15 protein-coding genes, 1 pseudogene and 1 riboswitch are annotated in these 14,047 nt (G+C 76.1%); of the genes and pseudogenes, 7 read left to right on the forward strand and 9 right to left on the reverse strand.

Annotated features, from left to right (window positions below; genetic code table 11):
• Nucleotides 1-12: 12 nt before the first annotated feature.
• A riboswitch (cobalamin riboswitch) is annotated at nt 13-194 on the reverse strand.
• A 112-nt stretch (nt 195-306) separates the two neighbouring features.
• Nucleotides 307-1,224, forward strand: coding sequence for an NAD-dependent epimerase/dehydratase family protein (locus MLV88_RS15110; RefSeq protein WP_242341236.1), 918 nt, complete (start codon nt 307-309; stop codon nt 1,222-1,224).
• Here the strand turns inward: MLV88_RS15110 and MLV88_RS15115 are convergent.
• Both MLV88_RS15115 and MLV88_RS15120 read right to left on the reverse strand, forming a co-directional pair.
• Nucleotides 1,133-2,506, reverse strand: a complete 1,374-nt coding sequence (locus MLV88_RS15115; protein ID WP_242341237.1) for a POT family MFS transporter — start codon at nt 2,504-2,506, stop codon at nt 1,133-1,135. The two genes, MLV88_RS15110 and MLV88_RS15115, sit on opposite strands and share 92 nt — an antisense overlap.
• 20 nt (nt 2,507-2,526) lie before the next feature.
• On the reverse strand, nt 2,527-3,831 hold the full coding sequence (locus MLV88_RS15120) for a POT family MFS transporter (RefSeq protein ID WP_242341238.1): 1,305 nt from the start codon (nt 3,829-3,831) through the stop codon (nt 2,527-2,529).
• Nucleotides 3,832-3,909: 78 nt separating this feature from the next.
• On the opposite strand from MLV88_RS15120, the gene MLV88_RS15125 reads away from it, so the two are divergent.
• Nucleotides 3,910-4,227 (forward strand): rhodanese-like domain-containing protein, encoded by a 318-nt coding sequence (locus MLV88_RS15125; protein ID WP_242341239.1) that lies wholly within the window; start codon nt 3,910-3,912, stop codon nt 4,225-4,227.
• Nucleotides 4,228-4,272: 45 nt separating this feature from the next.
• On the opposite strand, the gene MLV88_RS15130 is transcribed toward MLV88_RS15125, so the two are convergent.
• Complete coding sequence (locus MLV88_RS15130; protein ID WP_242341240.1) at nt 4,273-4,641, reverse strand: DUF423 domain-containing protein; 369 nt, start codon at nt 4,639-4,641, stop codon at nt 4,273-4,275.
• Nucleotides 4,642-4,729: 88 nt separating this feature from the next.
• On the opposite strand from MLV88_RS15130, the gene MLV88_RS15135 reads away from it, so the two are divergent.
• The 4 genes from MLV88_RS15135 to MLV88_RS15150 all read left to right on the forward strand — a co-directional run bounded on the left by MLV88_RS15135 (nt 4,730) and on the right by MLV88_RS15150 (nt 9,361).
• Entirely contained in the window at nt 4,730-5,068 is a 339-nt protein-coding gene (locus MLV88_RS15135; protein ID WP_242341241.1) for a 4a-hydroxytetrahydrobiopterin dehydratase, read from the forward strand.
• 77 nt (nt 5,069-5,145) lie between these two features.
• Nucleotides 5,146-5,508 carry a hypothetical protein gene (locus MLV88_RS15140; protein ID WP_242341242.1) on the forward strand — a complete coding sequence of 121 codons (363 nt, stop codon included), beginning with the start codon at nt 5,146-5,148 and terminating at the stop codon, nt 5,506-5,508.
• 131 nt (nt 5,509-5,639) lie between these two features.
• Nucleotides 5,640-6,842 carry a metallophosphoesterase gene (locus MLV88_RS15145; RefSeq protein ID WP_242341243.1) on the forward strand — a complete coding sequence of 401 codons (1,203 nt, stop codon included), beginning with the start codon at nt 5,640-5,642 and terminating at the stop codon, nt 6,840-6,842.
• A gap of 194 nt (nt 6,843-7,036) precedes the next feature.
• Complete coding sequence (locus tag MLV88_RS15150) at nt 7,037-9,361, forward strand: carboxypeptidase-like regulatory domain-containing protein (RefSeq protein WP_242356597.1); 2,325 nt, start codon at nt 7,037-7,039, stop codon at nt 9,359-9,361.
• A gap of 48 nt (nt 9,362-9,409) precedes the next feature.
• On the opposite strand, the gene MLV88_RS15155 is transcribed toward MLV88_RS15150, so the two are convergent.
• Nucleotides 9,410-10,222 carry an SIR2 family NAD-dependent protein deacylase gene (locus MLV88_RS15155; protein WP_242341505.1) on the reverse strand — a complete coding sequence of 271 codons (813 nt, stop codon included), beginning with the start codon at nt 10,220-10,222 and terminating at the stop codon, nt 9,410-9,412.
• A gap of 109 nt (nt 10,223-10,331) precedes the next feature.
• On the opposite strand from MLV88_RS15155, the gene apaG reads away from it, so the two are divergent.
• Nucleotides 10,332-10,709: a Co2+/Mg2+ efflux protein ApaG gene (gene apaG, locus MLV88_RS15160; RefSeq protein WP_242341504.1), complete on the forward strand. Its 378-nt coding sequence runs from the start codon at nt 10,332-10,334 to the stop codon at nt 10,707-10,709.
• Nucleotides 10,710-10,770: 61 nt separating this feature from the next.
• Here the strand turns inward: apaG and MLV88_RS15165 are convergent, their stop codons facing one another.
• The 5 genes and pseudogenes from MLV88_RS15165 to MLV88_RS15185 all read right to left on the reverse strand — a co-directional run.
• Entirely contained in the window at nt 10,771-11,223 is a 453-nt protein-coding gene (locus tag MLV88_RS15165; RefSeq protein ID WP_242341503.1) for an ExbD/TolR family protein, read from the reverse strand.
• Nucleotides 11,224-11,225: 2 nt separating this feature from the next.
• Nucleotides 11,226-11,873 carry a MotA/TolQ/ExbB proton channel family protein gene (locus MLV88_RS15170; RefSeq protein WP_242361810.1) on the reverse strand — a complete coding sequence of 216 codons (648 nt, stop codon included), beginning with the start codon at nt 11,871-11,873 and terminating at the stop codon, nt 11,226-11,228.
• Nucleotides 11,874-12,006: 133 nt separating this feature from the next.
• Nucleotides 12,007-12,900, reverse strand: coding sequence for a DUF4292 domain-containing protein (locus MLV88_RS15175; protein ID WP_242341501.1), 894 nt, complete (start codon nt 12,898-12,900; stop codon nt 12,007-12,009).
• 20 nt (nt 12,901-12,920) lie between these two features.
• Nucleotides 12,921-13,808, reverse strand: a complete 888-nt coding sequence (locus MLV88_RS15180; protein ID WP_243337871.1) for a TRAP transporter TatT component family protein — start codon at nt 13,806-13,808, stop codon at nt 12,921-12,923.
• Between the two features lie 8 nt (nt 13,809-13,816).
• Nucleotides 13,817-14,047: pseudogene (locus MLV88_RS15185) on the reverse strand (hypothetical protein); the annotation flags it as partial.

A 14,047-nucleotide genomic window follows, 5' to 3' on the forward strand; every position in this document is an offset into this window, starting at 1 on the left:
GGCGTCCTCGCCAGCTCGGGTAGGTCTCCTGGCTCATGGGTTCGGAGGGGAACACCTTCCCCTCTCACGCCGCTCTCGCCTTCCCCGGTCCGCTGGACCGAGTGGCTCACGAGAGCGGCTCCCCACTCACAGTGGCGGGACCGCGCCGGATTCTCACCGGCTTCCCTGTTATGCCCTCGACGGGCACCCGAGCATCTTGTCCTCGCCTCGTAGCGTCCCGCCGCCCGCGGTGTCAAGCGCCTCCGCGCATCGTCTCGCCAACGCTCAGGAACTCCCGCGCCGAGCGCGGGGGGTTATCCTCGGTCGGTGCGAGAGGTGCTGATCCTCGGGTGTGGGTACACTGGGCGTCACGTCGCCGCACGCCTGCTCGCGCACGGTGTGTCCGTCGTCGCGGCGGCTCGCGACGAAGAGACGCTCGCGTCCCTCGCGGAGCGCGGCGCGACGGTGGTTGCGTTCGACGCGGCCCGGCCCGCCTCGTGGGGAGGCGTTGCGTCCGCGGCGGCCCGGCTCACGCCCGGCTTCGCCGTGCTGCTCTCGGTGCCGCCGCTCGAGCGCCTCGGCGTGCGGGGGGACGCGACGGCGGCCCTGCTCGCCACGCTCTCGCCGCCCGGGCGCGTCGTGTACCTCTCGTCGACCTCGGTCTACGGCGGGCAGCGCGACGTCGACGCCGAGACCGCTGCGGCGCCGCGCACTCACGAGGGAGCGCTTCGGCTCGACGCCGAGCGGGGCGTCGCGCGGGGGCCGTGGTCTTCGCTGGTCCTCCGTGCCTCGGCGATCTATGGCCCCGGCCGCGGGCTGCATGCGCGCGCGGGGGCCGCGCCACGGCGCGGCGGCGATCCTGATCGCGTCGTGTCGCGCATCCACGTCGACGACCTCGCGGCGCTCTGCGAGGCCGCGCTCGCCTCCGGGCTCACGGGCGCGTACCCCGCGGCGGACTCGTCGCCGGCGAGCGCGCGCGAGGTGGCCGCGTTCTGCGCCTCGCTCGGCCTCGTCCCCCCCGCGCTGCCCGACAGGATCCCGGGACCGCACGGCGGTCGCCGTGTCGACGGACGGGCCGCGTTCGAGGCGCTCGGCGTCGCGCTCGCGTACCCGTCCTATCGCGAGGGTGTCGTCGCCTCGATCGCGGCGCCGCTCACCCCTCCGCCGCCACCACGTCGACCGCCGCCGGCACGGGGCGGTACCGCCGCGCGACCTCGCGGAACGCGAGCGCGGCGGCGAGCATGAGGCCGGCGAAGACCCAGAAGTACGCGGCCCCCTGCAGCGAGACGAGGCGCGTGAAGACGGCGGTGAGCAGGTTCCCGAGCGCGATCGCGAGGAACCAGAGCGACATGATCGTGCTCCGCATCGCCCGCGGCGCCTGCGTGTAGCTGAACTCGAGGCCGGTCACCGAGACGAGCACTTCTCCGACCGTGAGGAGCACGTACTGCGGCAGCTGCCAGAGCGCGCTCGGCGGCGCGCCGCCGCGATCGACGAAGGTCTGCACGATCGCCGCCGCGCCGAACGAGAGCGCGGTGACGAACATCCCCGCCGTCATCTTCTTGAGCGGGGTGAGCTCGAGGCCGCGCCGCTCGAGGAGGGGGAACACTCCCCACGTGAAGAGCGGGATGAGCGTCATGACGAGGAACGGGTTCGCCGCCTGGAGCTGCGCCGGCGACATCTCGAAGCCGCGGACGACGAGGTCCATCTGGCTCGCCTGGATGACCCACGACGACGCCTTCTGGTCGAAGAGCGCCCAGAAGATCGTCACCGCCGAGAACACCCCCATGATGCGGAAGACCGCCCTCGCGCCCGCGATCGCCTCCGGCGGGTGCGCGTCTCGCGCGCCCTCCAGCCAGTGCTCGCCGGCGCGGCCGGTGCCGAGGCGGCGCACGGCGCGCGCCACGACGCGCAGGAAGCCGTGCGGGTTCGGGCCGGAGGGCGGCGCCTGCACGTAGTGCTTCGTCCCCGCCCAGAAGACGAGGAGCGAGAGCGCCATCAGCACGCCCGGGACGGCGAACGCGACCGGCGCCCCGTGGCGCTTCAGCAGCCACGGGATGAGCAGGTTCGCCGAGGCCGAGCCGAGGTTGATGGACCAGTAGAACCACCCGTACACCCGCTGCATGAGCGTCTGCTGGGCCGGCCCGAACTGATCGCCGACGAACGCCGAGACGCACGGCTTGATGCCGCCCGCGCCGAGCGCGATGAGCGAGAGGCCGGCGAGGAGGCCCGCGGGCGTCTCCCAGACGGCGAGCACCGCGTGCCCGGCCACGTAGCCGAGCGAGATCCAGAGGATCGTGCGGTAGCGCCCCCAGAACCGGTCGGCGATCCACCCGCCGACGAGCGGCGTGAGGTAGTTCGCCATCACGAAGTAGTGGAAGTAGGCCTTCGCGTCCTGCTGCGCGAGCAGCAGGTACTGGATCATGTAGAGCGTCAGGATCGAGCGCATCCCGTAGAACGAGAAGCGCTCGCAGAGCTCGTTGCCGACGATGTACTTGACCTGGGGCGGATAGCGCTCGGCGTGGGCCATGTCCGTCTCGGGCTCCGGGATCAGGCGGCGACCCCGGACGCCGCGCCGCGCCGCGCCGGCGCGGCCGGGTACCACCAGGCGACGAGCGCGAAGACCACCGCGGCGCCCAGCATGAGGACCGCGAAGAACGCGTAGTAGGCCACGCCCTGGAAGCGGTTCACCCAGGCGACGACCGCCGTGAGGATCGAGCCCGAGGCGATGGTGAGGTACCACAGGCCCATCACCACGCTCTTCAGCCGCTTCGGCGACTCCGCGTAGGCGAACTCGAGCGCGGTGACCGACACGAGCACCTCGCCGATGGTGAGGAACAGGTACTGGGGCACCTGCCAGACGACGTGCGGCGGCGCCCCGGCCTCGCCGAGGCGCGCCTCGACGAGCGCCGCGGCCACGAACGAGAGCACCGTGACGAACATCCCCACCGTCATCTTGCGCAGCGCCGTCACGCGCACCCCGCGCCGCTCGAGCGCCGGATAGACGAACACCGCGAACACCGGGATGAGCGTGAGGACGAAGGCGGCGTCGAGCGTCTGCACCTGGCCGGAGGCGACGTGGAAGCCGAGCACGTCGCGCCGCATGCGGTCGGCCTGCAGCGTCCACGACGAGCCGTACTGGAAGAAGAGCGCCCAGAACGCCGCCACCGGCGCGAAGATCGCCATGATGCGCAGGAGCGCCGCGCGGGCCGGCGCCTCGGCCGCCTCGCCCGGCGCGGGCGGCGGCGCGCTGCGCAGCGGCGGCGCGTGCACGTACTTGCCGCGACCGAGCCAGAACACGAGGAGCGCGGCCGCCATGGCGAGGCCCGGCACGCCGAACGCGACGCGCGGGCTCACGCGGTCGAGCAGCAGCGGGATGACGAGCGTCCCGACCGTCGAGCCGAGGTTGATCATCCAGTAGTAGAGGTCGTACAGGCGCGCGAGGAGCCCCTCCTGGCCGGGCGGGATCTGGTCGCCCGCGAACGCGGAGGCGCACGGCTTGATGCCGCCCGCGCCGATGGCGATGAGGCCGAGGCCCACCACGAGGCCGGTGCCGCTCTCCCACACCGCGAGCGTCGCGTGGCCGGCGACGTAGCCGAACGAGAGCCACAGGATCGTGCGGTAGCGGCCGAGCACCCAGTCGGCGAGGAGCGCCCCCGCGAGCGGCATCAGGTACACGGCCGCGGTGAACACCTGGAAGCCGGCGATGGCGCGGTGCTCGGGGAGCCCGAGGTTCCTCGCCATGTAGAGGGCGAGGACGGAGGTCATGCCGTAGTAGGAGAACCGCTCGGCAGCCTCGTTCCAGGCGAGGAACTTGATCGACGGCGGGAACCGATCCCGGGGGGTCGCGCTCATTCGAGGCGTGACTCTGCCACGGGAGGGGGCCCGAGGCGAGGCTGCGCGGGGGACGTCGGCCGGTTAGACCGTGACGCCATGACCCGACTCTCTCCCGCCGACGCGCACGCCCTCGTCTCGCAGGGCGGGCACGACCTCGTCGACGTGCGCGAGCCGCACGAGTGGTCCCGCGGCCGGATCCCCGGCGCGCGCCACGTCCCGCTCCGCGTCCTCGCCCTCGCGCCGAACGCGCACCTCGTCGACGGGCGGCCGGTCGTCTTCATCTGCGCGCACGGCGCCCGCAGCCTCACCGCCGCCGCCCTCGCCGAGCGGGCGGGCGCGCCAAGGGCGGCGAGCGTGGACGGAGGCACAGTCCGCTGGGCGCGCGAGGGGCTGCCGTTCGAGGGCACGCCCTGACGGCGGCGCGGCGCGGCGCGTCGGCCGCGCGGCACGCGCCGCCGCTCAGCGCCGCAGCGCGGACAGCGCGAGCGCGATCCAGCCCGCGATGAAGGCCACCCCGCCGAACGGCGTCACCGCCCCGAGCGCGCGCACCCCGGTGAGCGCGAGCGCGTAGAGGCTGCCGGAGAAGAGCAGCGTCCCGAGCGCGAAGAGCCACCCGGCCCACGCCGGCGCCGCCCCGCCGAGGCGCGCCGCCGCCCAGCCGGCCGCGATGAGGCCGAGCGCGTGGTACATCTCGTAGCGCGCGCCGGTCTCGAAGATTGCGAGGAGGTCCGGCGAGAGCCGCGTCTTGAGGGCGTGCGCGCCGAACGCGCCGGCCGCGACGGAGATCGCGGCGGAGATCGCGCCGAGCGCGAGGAAGGTCCGTTCCATGGCGGGCGAGGATAGCCGACGCCGCCCGCGCGCGGACGTCCCGCCCAAGCCTTGCGCGAGCGCCCCTCCCGGCGCAGGTCTCCCGGGCATGGACTTCACGACGAAGCGCTGCGTCCCCTGCGAGGGCGGCATCCCCAAGATGACCCCGGGCGAGGTCGAGGAGGGGCTCCGCTCGCTCGACGGCTGGGACGCGCGGCTGGACGCGACGCAGCTCCACAAGCACTACCGGTTCAAGGACTTCCGCCACGCGATCGCCTTCGTGAACGCGATGGCCGAGCTCGCCGAGGACGAGGGCCACCACCCCGACTTCTCCGTCCACTACAGCGCGGTGGACGTGACGCTCTGGACGCACGCCATCGGCGGGCTGTCCGAGAACGACTTCATCCTCGCGGCGAAGCTCGATCGACTCCCCGCCTCGCGCGCGTGAGGCGAGCGCGCGCTGAATAGAAGGAAGGGAGGGGCCGTCTCTCCGGTGGAAGGGGTAACACGACACCGGAGGAAGCCATGACGTCCCTGTCCCTGAGGAAGCTCGCCCTCGCCGTCGCCCTCGCCGCCGCGCTGCCGTCCGCTGCGCTCGCCAAGCCCTGCGACGAGGACCGCCTTCCGCCGCCCCGCCCCGCGCCGGCCGACTGGGGTCGCGACGGGCGCCACGACTGGGGCCGGGACGGGCGCTGGGAGTCGCCGCGGGAGCGCGAGGCGCGCGAGATCCGCCGCGAGCTGCGCGAGCTCGAGGACACCCGCGCCGACTTCTACGCGCGCTACGCGGGCCGCCCGGGCAAGGTCCGCAGGTTCGAGCGGTGGTACGCGTCGCGCCGCGCGGAGCTCGAGGCGCGCTGGGACGCGCTCCGCGCCTACGCCTGGCGCTGACCTCCTCACGCTCGCCCGTCGTCCGCGGCCCGTGCGCTCGAGTGCGCGCGGGCCGCGCCGTCTCCGGGGCCCGGGCGCCGCGGCGACGCCGCGCTGGCGACGACGGCCGCGCGGGGTTAGAGAACCCCCCCGTGAGCCGCGCTCTCTCCCTCTCGATCTTCGTCGTCGTGAGCCTCGCCGTCCTCGGCGGCATGCACACGTACCTGTGGATCCGCCTGGTTCGCGACACCGCGATGGCCGACCCGTGGCGCCGCGTCGCGACCGTGTCGCTCGTCGTGCTCTCGTTCGCGATGCCGCTCGGCCTCGTCGCCCTCCGCGCCGCGCCCCGCCCGCTCGCGCGCATCGTCCCGGCCGTCGCCTTCGGCTGGCTCGGCCTCGCCTTCATGCTCTTCTGCGCGCTCGTCGCGATCGACGCCGTCCGCGCCGCGCTGCACGGCAGCGAGCTCCTCGCAGACTGGCTCCGCCGGCGCCCCGACCCGCCCGCGGATCCCGCCCGCCGGCTGTTCGTGGCGCGCGCGATCGCCGGCGGGGCCGCCCTCGCCACCGGCGGCGCGGCGGCGCTCGCCTTCCGCGCCGCGACCGGCCCGGCCGAGATCTCCGAGGTGCCGGTGCGGCTCGAGCGGCTCCCGCCCACGCTCTCCGGCCTCACCATCGCGCAGCTCACCGATCTCCACGTCGGGCCCACCATCGGCGAGCGCGACGTGCGCCGCGCGGTGGACCAGACGAACGCCCTCCGTCCCGACGTCATCGCCATCACCGGCGACCTCGTGGACGGCAGCGTGCGCGACCTCGGGCGCGCCATCTCCCACCTCGGGCGACTGCGCGCGCGCTACGGCGTCTACTTCGTCACGGGCAACCACGAGTACTACTCGGGCGTCGAGGAGTGGCTCGAGGAGCTTCCCCGGCTCGGCGTCCGCGTGCTCCGCAACGAGCGCGTGACCGTCGGCGACGCCGGTGCGTCGATCGACCTCGCCGGCGTCGACGACTGGAGCGCGGCGCGGATGAACGGCGGGCACGAGAACGACCTCCGCCGCGCCCTCGCCGGCCGCGACCCCGAGCGCGGCCTCGTCCTGCTCGCGCACCAGCCGCGCGGCGTCGCCGAGGCGGTGCAGGCGGGGGTGGAGCTCCAGCTCTCCGGCCACACCCACGGCGGGCAGATCGTCCCGTTCAACCTGCTCGTCGCGGCGGCGCAGCCCTACGTGAAGGGGCTGCACCGGCACGCCGAAGGCGACCGTGCCGGCCAGATCTTCGTCTCGCGCGGCACCGGCTACTGGGGCCCTCCGCTGCGGCTCGGCTCCCCGCCCGAGATCGCGCGCATCGTGCTCACGACCTAGCCCGCCGCGCTCCCGCGCGGGGCCCGCTGCGTTGCTCGGGACGTCACCCCGCGTGACGGACGGGCGTCCAGCCGGCCGCAGGCGCGCCCTCCGCCCGGTCCGCGCCGTGCGCGCGCGCCCGGGCCCGCAAGGGCCGTCTCTCCCGCCCCGGCCGCGGTCTAACCTCGGGCGCGTCAGCCCGGAGGATCCCTCGAATGCGCTTCCGCTCCGTCGCCGTGATCGTCCTCGTGTTCGGCGCCGCCGCCCTGGTGAGCGTCTTCGTCGTCCGCCGGATCGCGTTCCACCCCGCCCGGCAGGTGCCGGCCACGGTGAGCGCCGCGGCGCCCGTGCCCGAGGTGACGCCGCCCGCCGAGCCCCCCGCCACCGCGGCCGACGGGCAGCTCGAGCTCCTCGCGACCTCGGGCGAGGCGCCGCTCGCGGGCGCGGAGGTCCGCCTCTACCTCGCGCTGCCGCCTGGGCCGGGCACGCTCGCGCCCGCGTGGCGCCGCGCCGGCGTGGCGCGCACCGACGGAACCGGGGTCGCCCGGCTCCCCGCGCGCCCGGGCAGCTACCTCGTGGCGGTGCGCGCCGCGGGCCTCGGGACCGCGCACGCGGAGGTCGTCCGCCCGCGCGGCGAGGACCTGACGCACGCGGAGGTCGCGCTCGAGCAGCCGGTCTCGCTGGAGGTGCGCGTCGCCTCGCGCCCGGAGGGCCGGCCGGTCGCTGCGCGCGTGGTCGCGTTCCCGGCTGCCGCAGGCCCGCTGCGGTTCGGCCCGCCGTCGGCGCCGGTGGAGGAGCAGGTCACGGCGACCGCGGACGCGTCCGGCGTCGCCCGGCTCGCGGGGCTCGCACCCGCGAGCTACGCCGTCGCCGCCGAGGCGGCGGACCTCCACCCGGCCCTCCTCAGGCGCGTCGCGGTGCCGCGCACAGGCGCGCTCGCCATCGCGCTCGAGCCGCTCGGCCGGATCGAGGGCGTCGTCCACGACGCGAGCGGCCGGCCCTCCGCGCGCGCGACCGTGCGCGGCGCCTCCCGCGATCACTCCGGCGAGGCCATCTCCGACGCGAGCGGGCGCTTCACCCTCGCCGTGCCCGCCGGGAGCTACCGGCTCTCCGCGGTCGAGGGCGAGCGCGCCGGCGGGGTCGGCCCGGTCTCCGTGCAGGCCGGCGCGACGACCGGCGGAGTCGAGCTCGTGCTGGGGCCTCCGGCCGCGCTCGCGGGCGAGGTGGTCGAGGAGGGCTCCGGCCGCCCGGTGCCGGGCGCCGAGGTGGCGCTCTCGCCGCACGAGACCGGCGCGCTCGCCGCGCGCGTGCTCGCGGGCGCCGACGGCCGCTACCGCATCCCCGCGCTCGCCCCCGGGCAGTACGACCTGCGCGCCGCCGCGGCCGGCAGGAGCCCCGCGCTCCAGCGCGGCGTGACGCTGGAGGCGGGCGCGACGTTCCCGCTCCGCGTCCCGCTCGCGGGCACGGGCGCCATCGAGGGCGCGGTCGGCGACGCGCGCGGGCGGCCGCTCGCCGGAGCGCGCGTGCGCGTCGAGGCGCGCGGCGACGGGCTCGAGGGCGCGCTCGCGCTCGAGGCGCGCAGCGACTTCGACGGGCGCTACCGGATCGAGGGCGTGGAGGTCGGCCGGGCGGAGCTCGTCGCGCGGCAGGAGGGCGTCGACCTCGGCGCCTCGCGCGCGGTGCGCGTGGCGCCGGGCGGCACCGCGCGCGCGGACTTCGAGCTGCCCGACGCCGGGGTGCTCGTCGGCCACGTGAGCGAGGCGGGACGCCCCGCGCCGGCGGGCACCGCCGTCGTCGCCGTCCCGATGAAGGCGGGGCTCGGCACCCCGCAGGCGGCGCGCGCGATCGCGGACGCGAGCGGGGGCTACCGCCTCGCGCTCCCCGCCGGCGAGTACCGGGTCCACGCGGCGCCCGCCGACGCGGAGCGCACCGACCTGCGCGTCGCGCCGGCGTTCGCCCGCGTCGAGCCGGGCAGGACCGCGCGCCTCGACGTCGCCGCCGCGCGGGCCTCCGCCGAGGCGGGGCTCGAGGTCGCGGTCCTCGAGCCGGGCGGCGCGCCGTCGCCCGGCGCGGTGGTGACGCTCTCGCGCGCGGGCGACGAGCGGATCGCGCTCGCGACGAGCGCAGGCGAGGACGGGCGCGTCGTGCTCGCGCAGGAGATGGGGCTCGCGGGGGCGAACGTGACGGTGCGCGCGCGCAGCGGCGGCCGGAGCGGCGCGTGGACCGGCACGCTCCCGGCGGCCGGCTCGGTCGTGCTTCGGCTCGAGCGCGGCGGCGCGGTCGAGGGGGTGGTGCGGGCGGCGGGTGCGGCGCCGCGGAGCCTCGTCGTGGAGGTGGCCTCGCAGCCCTCCGCGAACGCGTGGCGGACGACCGACGTGCACCGCTTCGCGGGCGCCCGCTTCGAGCTCGGCGATCTGCCCACCGGCCCGGTGCGCCTCACCGTGCGCGCGGACGACGGGCGGCGCGGCGCGGCCGAGCTCTCCATCGCGTCGGGCGAGACGCGCAAGGTCGAGATCGCGCTCGGGCGCGACGGGCGCTGACGGCGTCGTCCGAGCCCGTCGCGGGACGCGCCGCTCGGCCGGCGCCGCTCACCCGCCGAGCGCCGCCACGATCTCCGGCAGCCGCTCGCAGGCGCTGCCGCGCGCGAAGAAGCCGCGCTGCGACCTCTCGGCGAGCGCCGCGAACGGGTTCTCCTCGGGGTTCACGTCGACGAGCGCCGCGCCGCGCTGGAACACGAGCCGGCCGATCTGCATCGGCAGGTTGGTCGCGCCGCTCGTCCCGACGACGAGCAGGAGGTCCGCCGCCTCCGTCGCGCGGAGCGCGCTGTCCATCCGGTAGTTCGGCTCGTCGTAGTACTCGTCGAACCAGAGCACGTGCGGACGGAGCCACCCGCCGCAGGCCGGGCAGGCGAGGCGCGCCCGGTCCTCCGCGCTGAGCGGCTCGTCCTTCGCGCGGGGCGGGAACGCCGGCAGCTCCAGGCGTCCCACGCCGCACTCCGCGACGCAGCGGACGTAGGCCACGTCGCCGTGGATGCAGAGGACCCGGTCGGATCCCGCGCGCCGGTGGAGCCCGTCGATGTTCTGGGTCACGAGGGTGAAGCGATCGCCGAGCGCGCGCTCGAGCGCCACGAGCGCGGCGTGGCCGGCGTTCGGCTGGGCGTGCCGGCAGAGGCCGAAGCGGTACAGGTACCAGCGCCACACCTCCTCCGGCGAGCGCTCGAACATCTCGTGGGTGGCCATCTCCTGCGGCATGTAGTTCTGCGAGCCGACCACCCAGTACCCCTCCGCTCCGCGGAAGGTCGGGATGCCGCTCTCCGCCGAGATGCCGGCGCCGGTGAGGACCACCACCCGCCCCTCCGCCTCCCGCACGGCGTCGAGGATCGCCTTGAGCTTCGGTTCCATTCCATCTCCACGGGGGCCGTCGCCCCGCCCGCTCGACCGTCGACCCCGGGCCGCCGCGCCTCACCCAGCGTGCTGGCGCGCCCGCGCGCGCCCGTTATAACGTTCGCACGTGTCGACCGCCGTGACCCAGGGAATCCGCGTCGAGGTGCAGGGCACCTACCGCCCCGATCGCTCGGAGGCGGGGCGCTGGCTCTTCACGTACACCGTCCGCGTCGCGAACCGGGGGAGCGAGCCGGCGCAGCTCGTCTCGCGCCGCTGGGTCATCACCGACGCGAACGGCGAGCGCGAGGAGGTCGTCGGCGAGGGGGTCATCGGCCAGCAGCCGCACCTCGAGCCGGGCGAGGAGTTCGAGTACACGAGCTTCTGCGTGCTCGAGACGCCGCACGGCTCGATGCGCGGCAGCTACCGGATGCAGCGCCCGGACGGGACGAGCTTCGAGGCGCGCATCGCGCCGTTCCCGCTCGTGGTGCCCGGTCGCCTGAACTGATCGAACGGAGGCTGCGCCCCTCGCCTCCCGCGCCGGCGCGCCTGCGTCCTGCTCGCGCCGGCTACTGCCCCGCGCGCGTGGCGATCGCGAGCCGCGTCAGCCCTTCCTGGCGCGCCAGCTCCATCACCGCCACGACCCGGCCGTGCTGCACGCCCTCGTCGGCCTGGAACAGCACCACGGTCTCCGGGCTCCGCTCGCGCGCCGCGGCGAACGACTGCCGCAGCGCGGCGTCGTCCTGCACCTTCCCCCCGACGACCACGCGGCCGTCGGCGAGCACCGCGACGGTGAGGTCGCGCGCGACCGCCGTGGTCTCGCCCTTGCCGCCCTTCGGCAGGTTCACCTTGAACCCGCCCTCGTCCCGTCCCGCCTCCGCGATGGCCGTGGTGGTCACCATGAAGATGATGAGCAGCACGAGGAAGATGTCGGTGAGCGGCGTGATGTTGATGTCGGCGAAGATCCCGCCGGCCGTCTCGAGATCGTCGCCGTTGCCGTTCTGCGGCCCGCCGATGGCCATCGTCAGGCCTCCCGCGCCGGCCGCGGCTCGGCCGCCGGGCGCGCCGCCGCGGCGGGCAGCGCGTCGTGGAGCGTCTCGAGGAACTCCTCGACCAGGAGCTTCAGCTGCAGGGCGAGCTTCTGCACGTGCACGTTCAGGAAGTTGTAGATGACCACCGCCTCGATGGCGACCGCGATGCCTCCCGCCGTCGCGACGAGCGCCTCGGAGATGCCCGAGGCGACCACGGTGAAGCCGCCCTGCCCGGTGGCGGCCATGTGCCGGAACGCCTGCATGATGCCGACGACCGTGCCGAAGAGGCCGATGAACGGCGCGATGGCGCCGACCGTGCCGAGGACCCAGACGTTGCGGCGGAGGCGCAGGTTCACCTGCTGGCGCTCGCGCTCGACCGCCGCGTCGATCTTGTCCTCGTCGGGAGCGCCGCCGCGCGGGCCGCGGCGGCCGGCGGCCGCGAGGCCGGCGAGGAACACGTCGGCGGCGGGAGACGGGGAGCGCTCGCACTCCGCCCGCGCCTCGTCCAGATCGCCGCGGAGCAGCGCGCGGAGGACCGCGTCGGCGACCGTGCGGGCGTTCGCGGCGAAGCCCCACAGCGCGATGGCGCGCTCGATGGCGACGGCGAGCGCCAGCACCGAGCAGGCCCCGATGATCCACATCGACCAGCTGCTCTTCAGGACTCCAAGGAAGCTCGTGTCCAAAGGGGTCTCCCGTGCGAGGAGACGGGAGTCTAATCGGGACCGGACTTCCGTGGGGCGCCAGGGAGCAGATCGAGGGCTCGCCCCCTCCCGGCTACCGGGCGGGTGGCGGCGCGGGCGCGGCGGGCGCCCTCTCCTCCGACGGGGCCGGCGTGCCGTCGCGGAAGAGGTTCGGCGGCACCGGCCCGGCCGCGCGATCGAGCTCGACGACGCGCGCCCCGCGCGGCGGATCGAGCGAGAACCGCACGCCGTCGAGCTTGCCGTTCACCTCGATCTCGTCGGCCCAGCGCAGGTCGAGCCGCACGCGCGGGTCGTCGGAGCGGAGCCGCACCTCGCCGGGGAAGCGGCCACCTTTGAGCGGCCGGAAGCCGTCGAAGTCGACCGAGTAGGCGGGGGCGGTGCCCGGCGGGACCGCCACGATGCTCGCGCGCTCGACCGCGGCCTCCTCCCCGATGCGGACGTCCTGGGCGCGCCCGTTCCCCTCGAGCGAGAGCACGAGCGCGCCGTCGCGGACCTCGACGTCCACCGGCGTCTCGAGGAGCGGCGCCGAGCCGCACAGCAAGGTGACGAGGTCCTCGGCCGGGAGCGGCAGGGGGACGAGCCGGGAGAGGTTCTCCGGCGTCGCCTCGCCCCGGTAGAATACCCGCTCCTTCGCGTCGTAGAGCTGGAAGCGCCCGCCCTCCGCGACGAGCACGGCGCCCACGTTGCCGAAGAAGTCGAGCACCTCGACGTGCAGCCGGTCGGGCTTCTCGGCGGCGATGAACTCGCGCACCGACACCCAGCTGCGCATGCCCTTCGCCTCCACCTTCACGCGCGCCTCGCCGGAGACGCGCTGCACCTGCGCCTGCGCCGCGCGCACCTGCGCGAGGAGCGGCCCGGGATCGCGGGAGAGGTCCGGCGGCGGCCGGCGCGGGTGGCAGGCGACGAGCGCGAGCGCGGCGAGGAGCGCCGCTGCGCCGCGCGATCGTCGGAGGGGGACTGCGGGCATTCTCGTCTCCGGGAGGCGGGCTAGAAGAGGCGCGCCCTGCGCTCGCGCAGCTCGGCCGCGCGGCGCTGCGCGATGGCGTTCTCGGGCGCGCGGTCGGGATCGCGGGCGGGGTCCGAGCCGACGACCTCGGCGAGGAGCTTGTCGAAGAGCGCCGCGTCCTGCACGAGCACCGCGTAGGTCTCGGCCTCCGCGACGCGGCCGAGGAGGTCGTCCGGCGCGAGCTGGCGCGCTCGCTCGAAGTGGGCGCGCGCCGCCGCCGCGCCGCCGCCCGCCGCGACCGGGAGCGCCGCGCGCCAGGCGCCGAGCGCGCGGTGCGGTCCGGCCGCGTCGATCCGCTCGTCGAGCTCGGCCGCGCGCGCCATCATGGAGAGCGCCGCGTCCTTCACCGCGAGCACGGCGGCGTAGCCGGTCGCCTGCGCGGCGCGCATCGTGCCCTGGGCGACGAGGTAGAGCGCCTCCGCGCCCGGCGCGTCCACCCGCGCCGCAGCCGCGGCCGGATCCTCGCCGCGATCGATCGCCTGCGCCCAGGAGGGCACCGCCGCGCGCAGCGCCCGCTCCGCCGCGCGCGCGGACGCGTCCCACGGCTCCTTCGCCTCCGCCGGCGTGCGCGCCGCGAGCGCCCGGAAGGCCTCGGCCCGCGCGAGCCGGAGCTCGGCGGCGCCGTCGCCGGGGCGCGCCGCCGCGGCCCGGCGGTAGGCGGAGATCGCGAGCGCGAGCTTCTCGGGGTCGCCCCGGTCGGAGAAGGCGTGGTCGCCCTGCTCGAGCGCGGCCTCGAACGGGCTCGGCACGGCGCGCGCCTCCACCGGCGCGGCGGCGGTCTCGCCCGGGCGGCGGCAGCCCGCCGCGGAGACGCCCAGGACGACGATGACGGCGAGCGCGACGAGCGCGGCGGTGCGAAGCTCCTGCATCGTCGGCCCTAGCGGCGCTTCTTGCCGCTCGGCTTCCTGGCGGTGCCGTGGGCCCGGGCGCGGGCGGTCGCGCCCTTCTCCTTGCCGGCGGGGCGCTTCGCGGGGCGAGGGCGCGCGGCCTTCGCCTTGCCGGCGGCCGGCTTCGGCGCGGAGCGCGCGCGGGCGGCGGCGGGCTTCGCGGCGGTGGCCCGGGCAGCGGCAGGGCGCGGGCGCGCCGCCGGCGCGGGCTTCGCGGCAGG

The sequence above is a fragment of the Anaeromyxobacter soli genome (genome assembly GCF_022808855.1).
GTDB classification, from domain to species: Bacteria; Myxococcota; Myxococcia; order Myxococcales; family Anaeromyxobacteraceae; genus Anaeromyxobacter; species Anaeromyxobacter soli.

Bases quoted from the DNA above. Each gene is read 5' to 3' on its own strand.
- MLV88_RS15115 (WP_242341237.1), bottom strand. From the start codon at position 2,506: ATGGCCCACGCCGAGCGCTATCCGCCCCAGGTCAAGTACATCGTCGGC.
- MLV88_RS15120 (WP_242341238.1), bottom strand. From the start codon at position 3,831: ATGAGCGCGACCCCCCGGGATCGGTTCCCGCCGTCGATCAAGTTCCTC.
- MLV88_RS15125 (WP_242341239.1), top strand. From the start codon at position 3,910: ATGACCCGACTCTCTCCCGCCGACGCGCACGCCCTCGTCTCGCAGGGC.
- MLV88_RS15130 (WP_242341240.1), bottom strand. From the start codon at position 4,641: ATGGAACGGACCTTCCTCGCGCTCGGCGCGATCTCCGCCGCGATCTCC.
- MLV88_RS15135 (WP_242341241.1), top strand. From the start codon at position 4,730: ATGGACTTCACGACGAAGCGCTGCGTCCCCTGCGAGGGCGGCATCCCC.
- MLV88_RS15140 (WP_242341242.1), top strand. From the start codon at position 5,146: ATGACGTCCCTGTCCCTGAGGAAGCTCGCCCTCGCCGTCGCCCTCGCC.
- MLV88_RS15150 (WP_242356597.1), top strand. From the start codon at position 7,037: ATGCGCTTCCGCTCCGTCGCCGTGATCGTCCTCGTGTTCGGCGCCGCC.
- MLV88_RS15155 (WP_242341505.1), bottom strand. From the start codon at position 10,222: ATGGAACCGAAGCTCAAGGCGATCCTCGACGCCGTGCGGGAGGCGGAG.
- MLV88_RS15165 (WP_242341503.1), bottom strand. From the start codon at position 11,223: ATGGCCATCGGCGGGCCGCAGAACGGCAACGGCGACGATCTCGAGACG.
- MLV88_RS15170 (WP_242361810.1), bottom strand. From the start codon at position 11,873: ATGTGGATCATCGGGGCCTGCTCGGTGCTGGCGCTCGCCGTCGCCATC.
- MLV88_RS15175 (WP_242341501.1), bottom strand. From the start codon at position 12,900: ATGCCCGCAGTCCCCCTCCGACGATCGCGCGGCGCAGCGGCGCTCCTC.
- MLV88_RS15180 (WP_243337871.1), bottom strand. From the start codon at position 13,808: ATGCAGGAGCTTCGCACCGCCGCGCTCGTCGCGCTCGCCGTCATCGTC.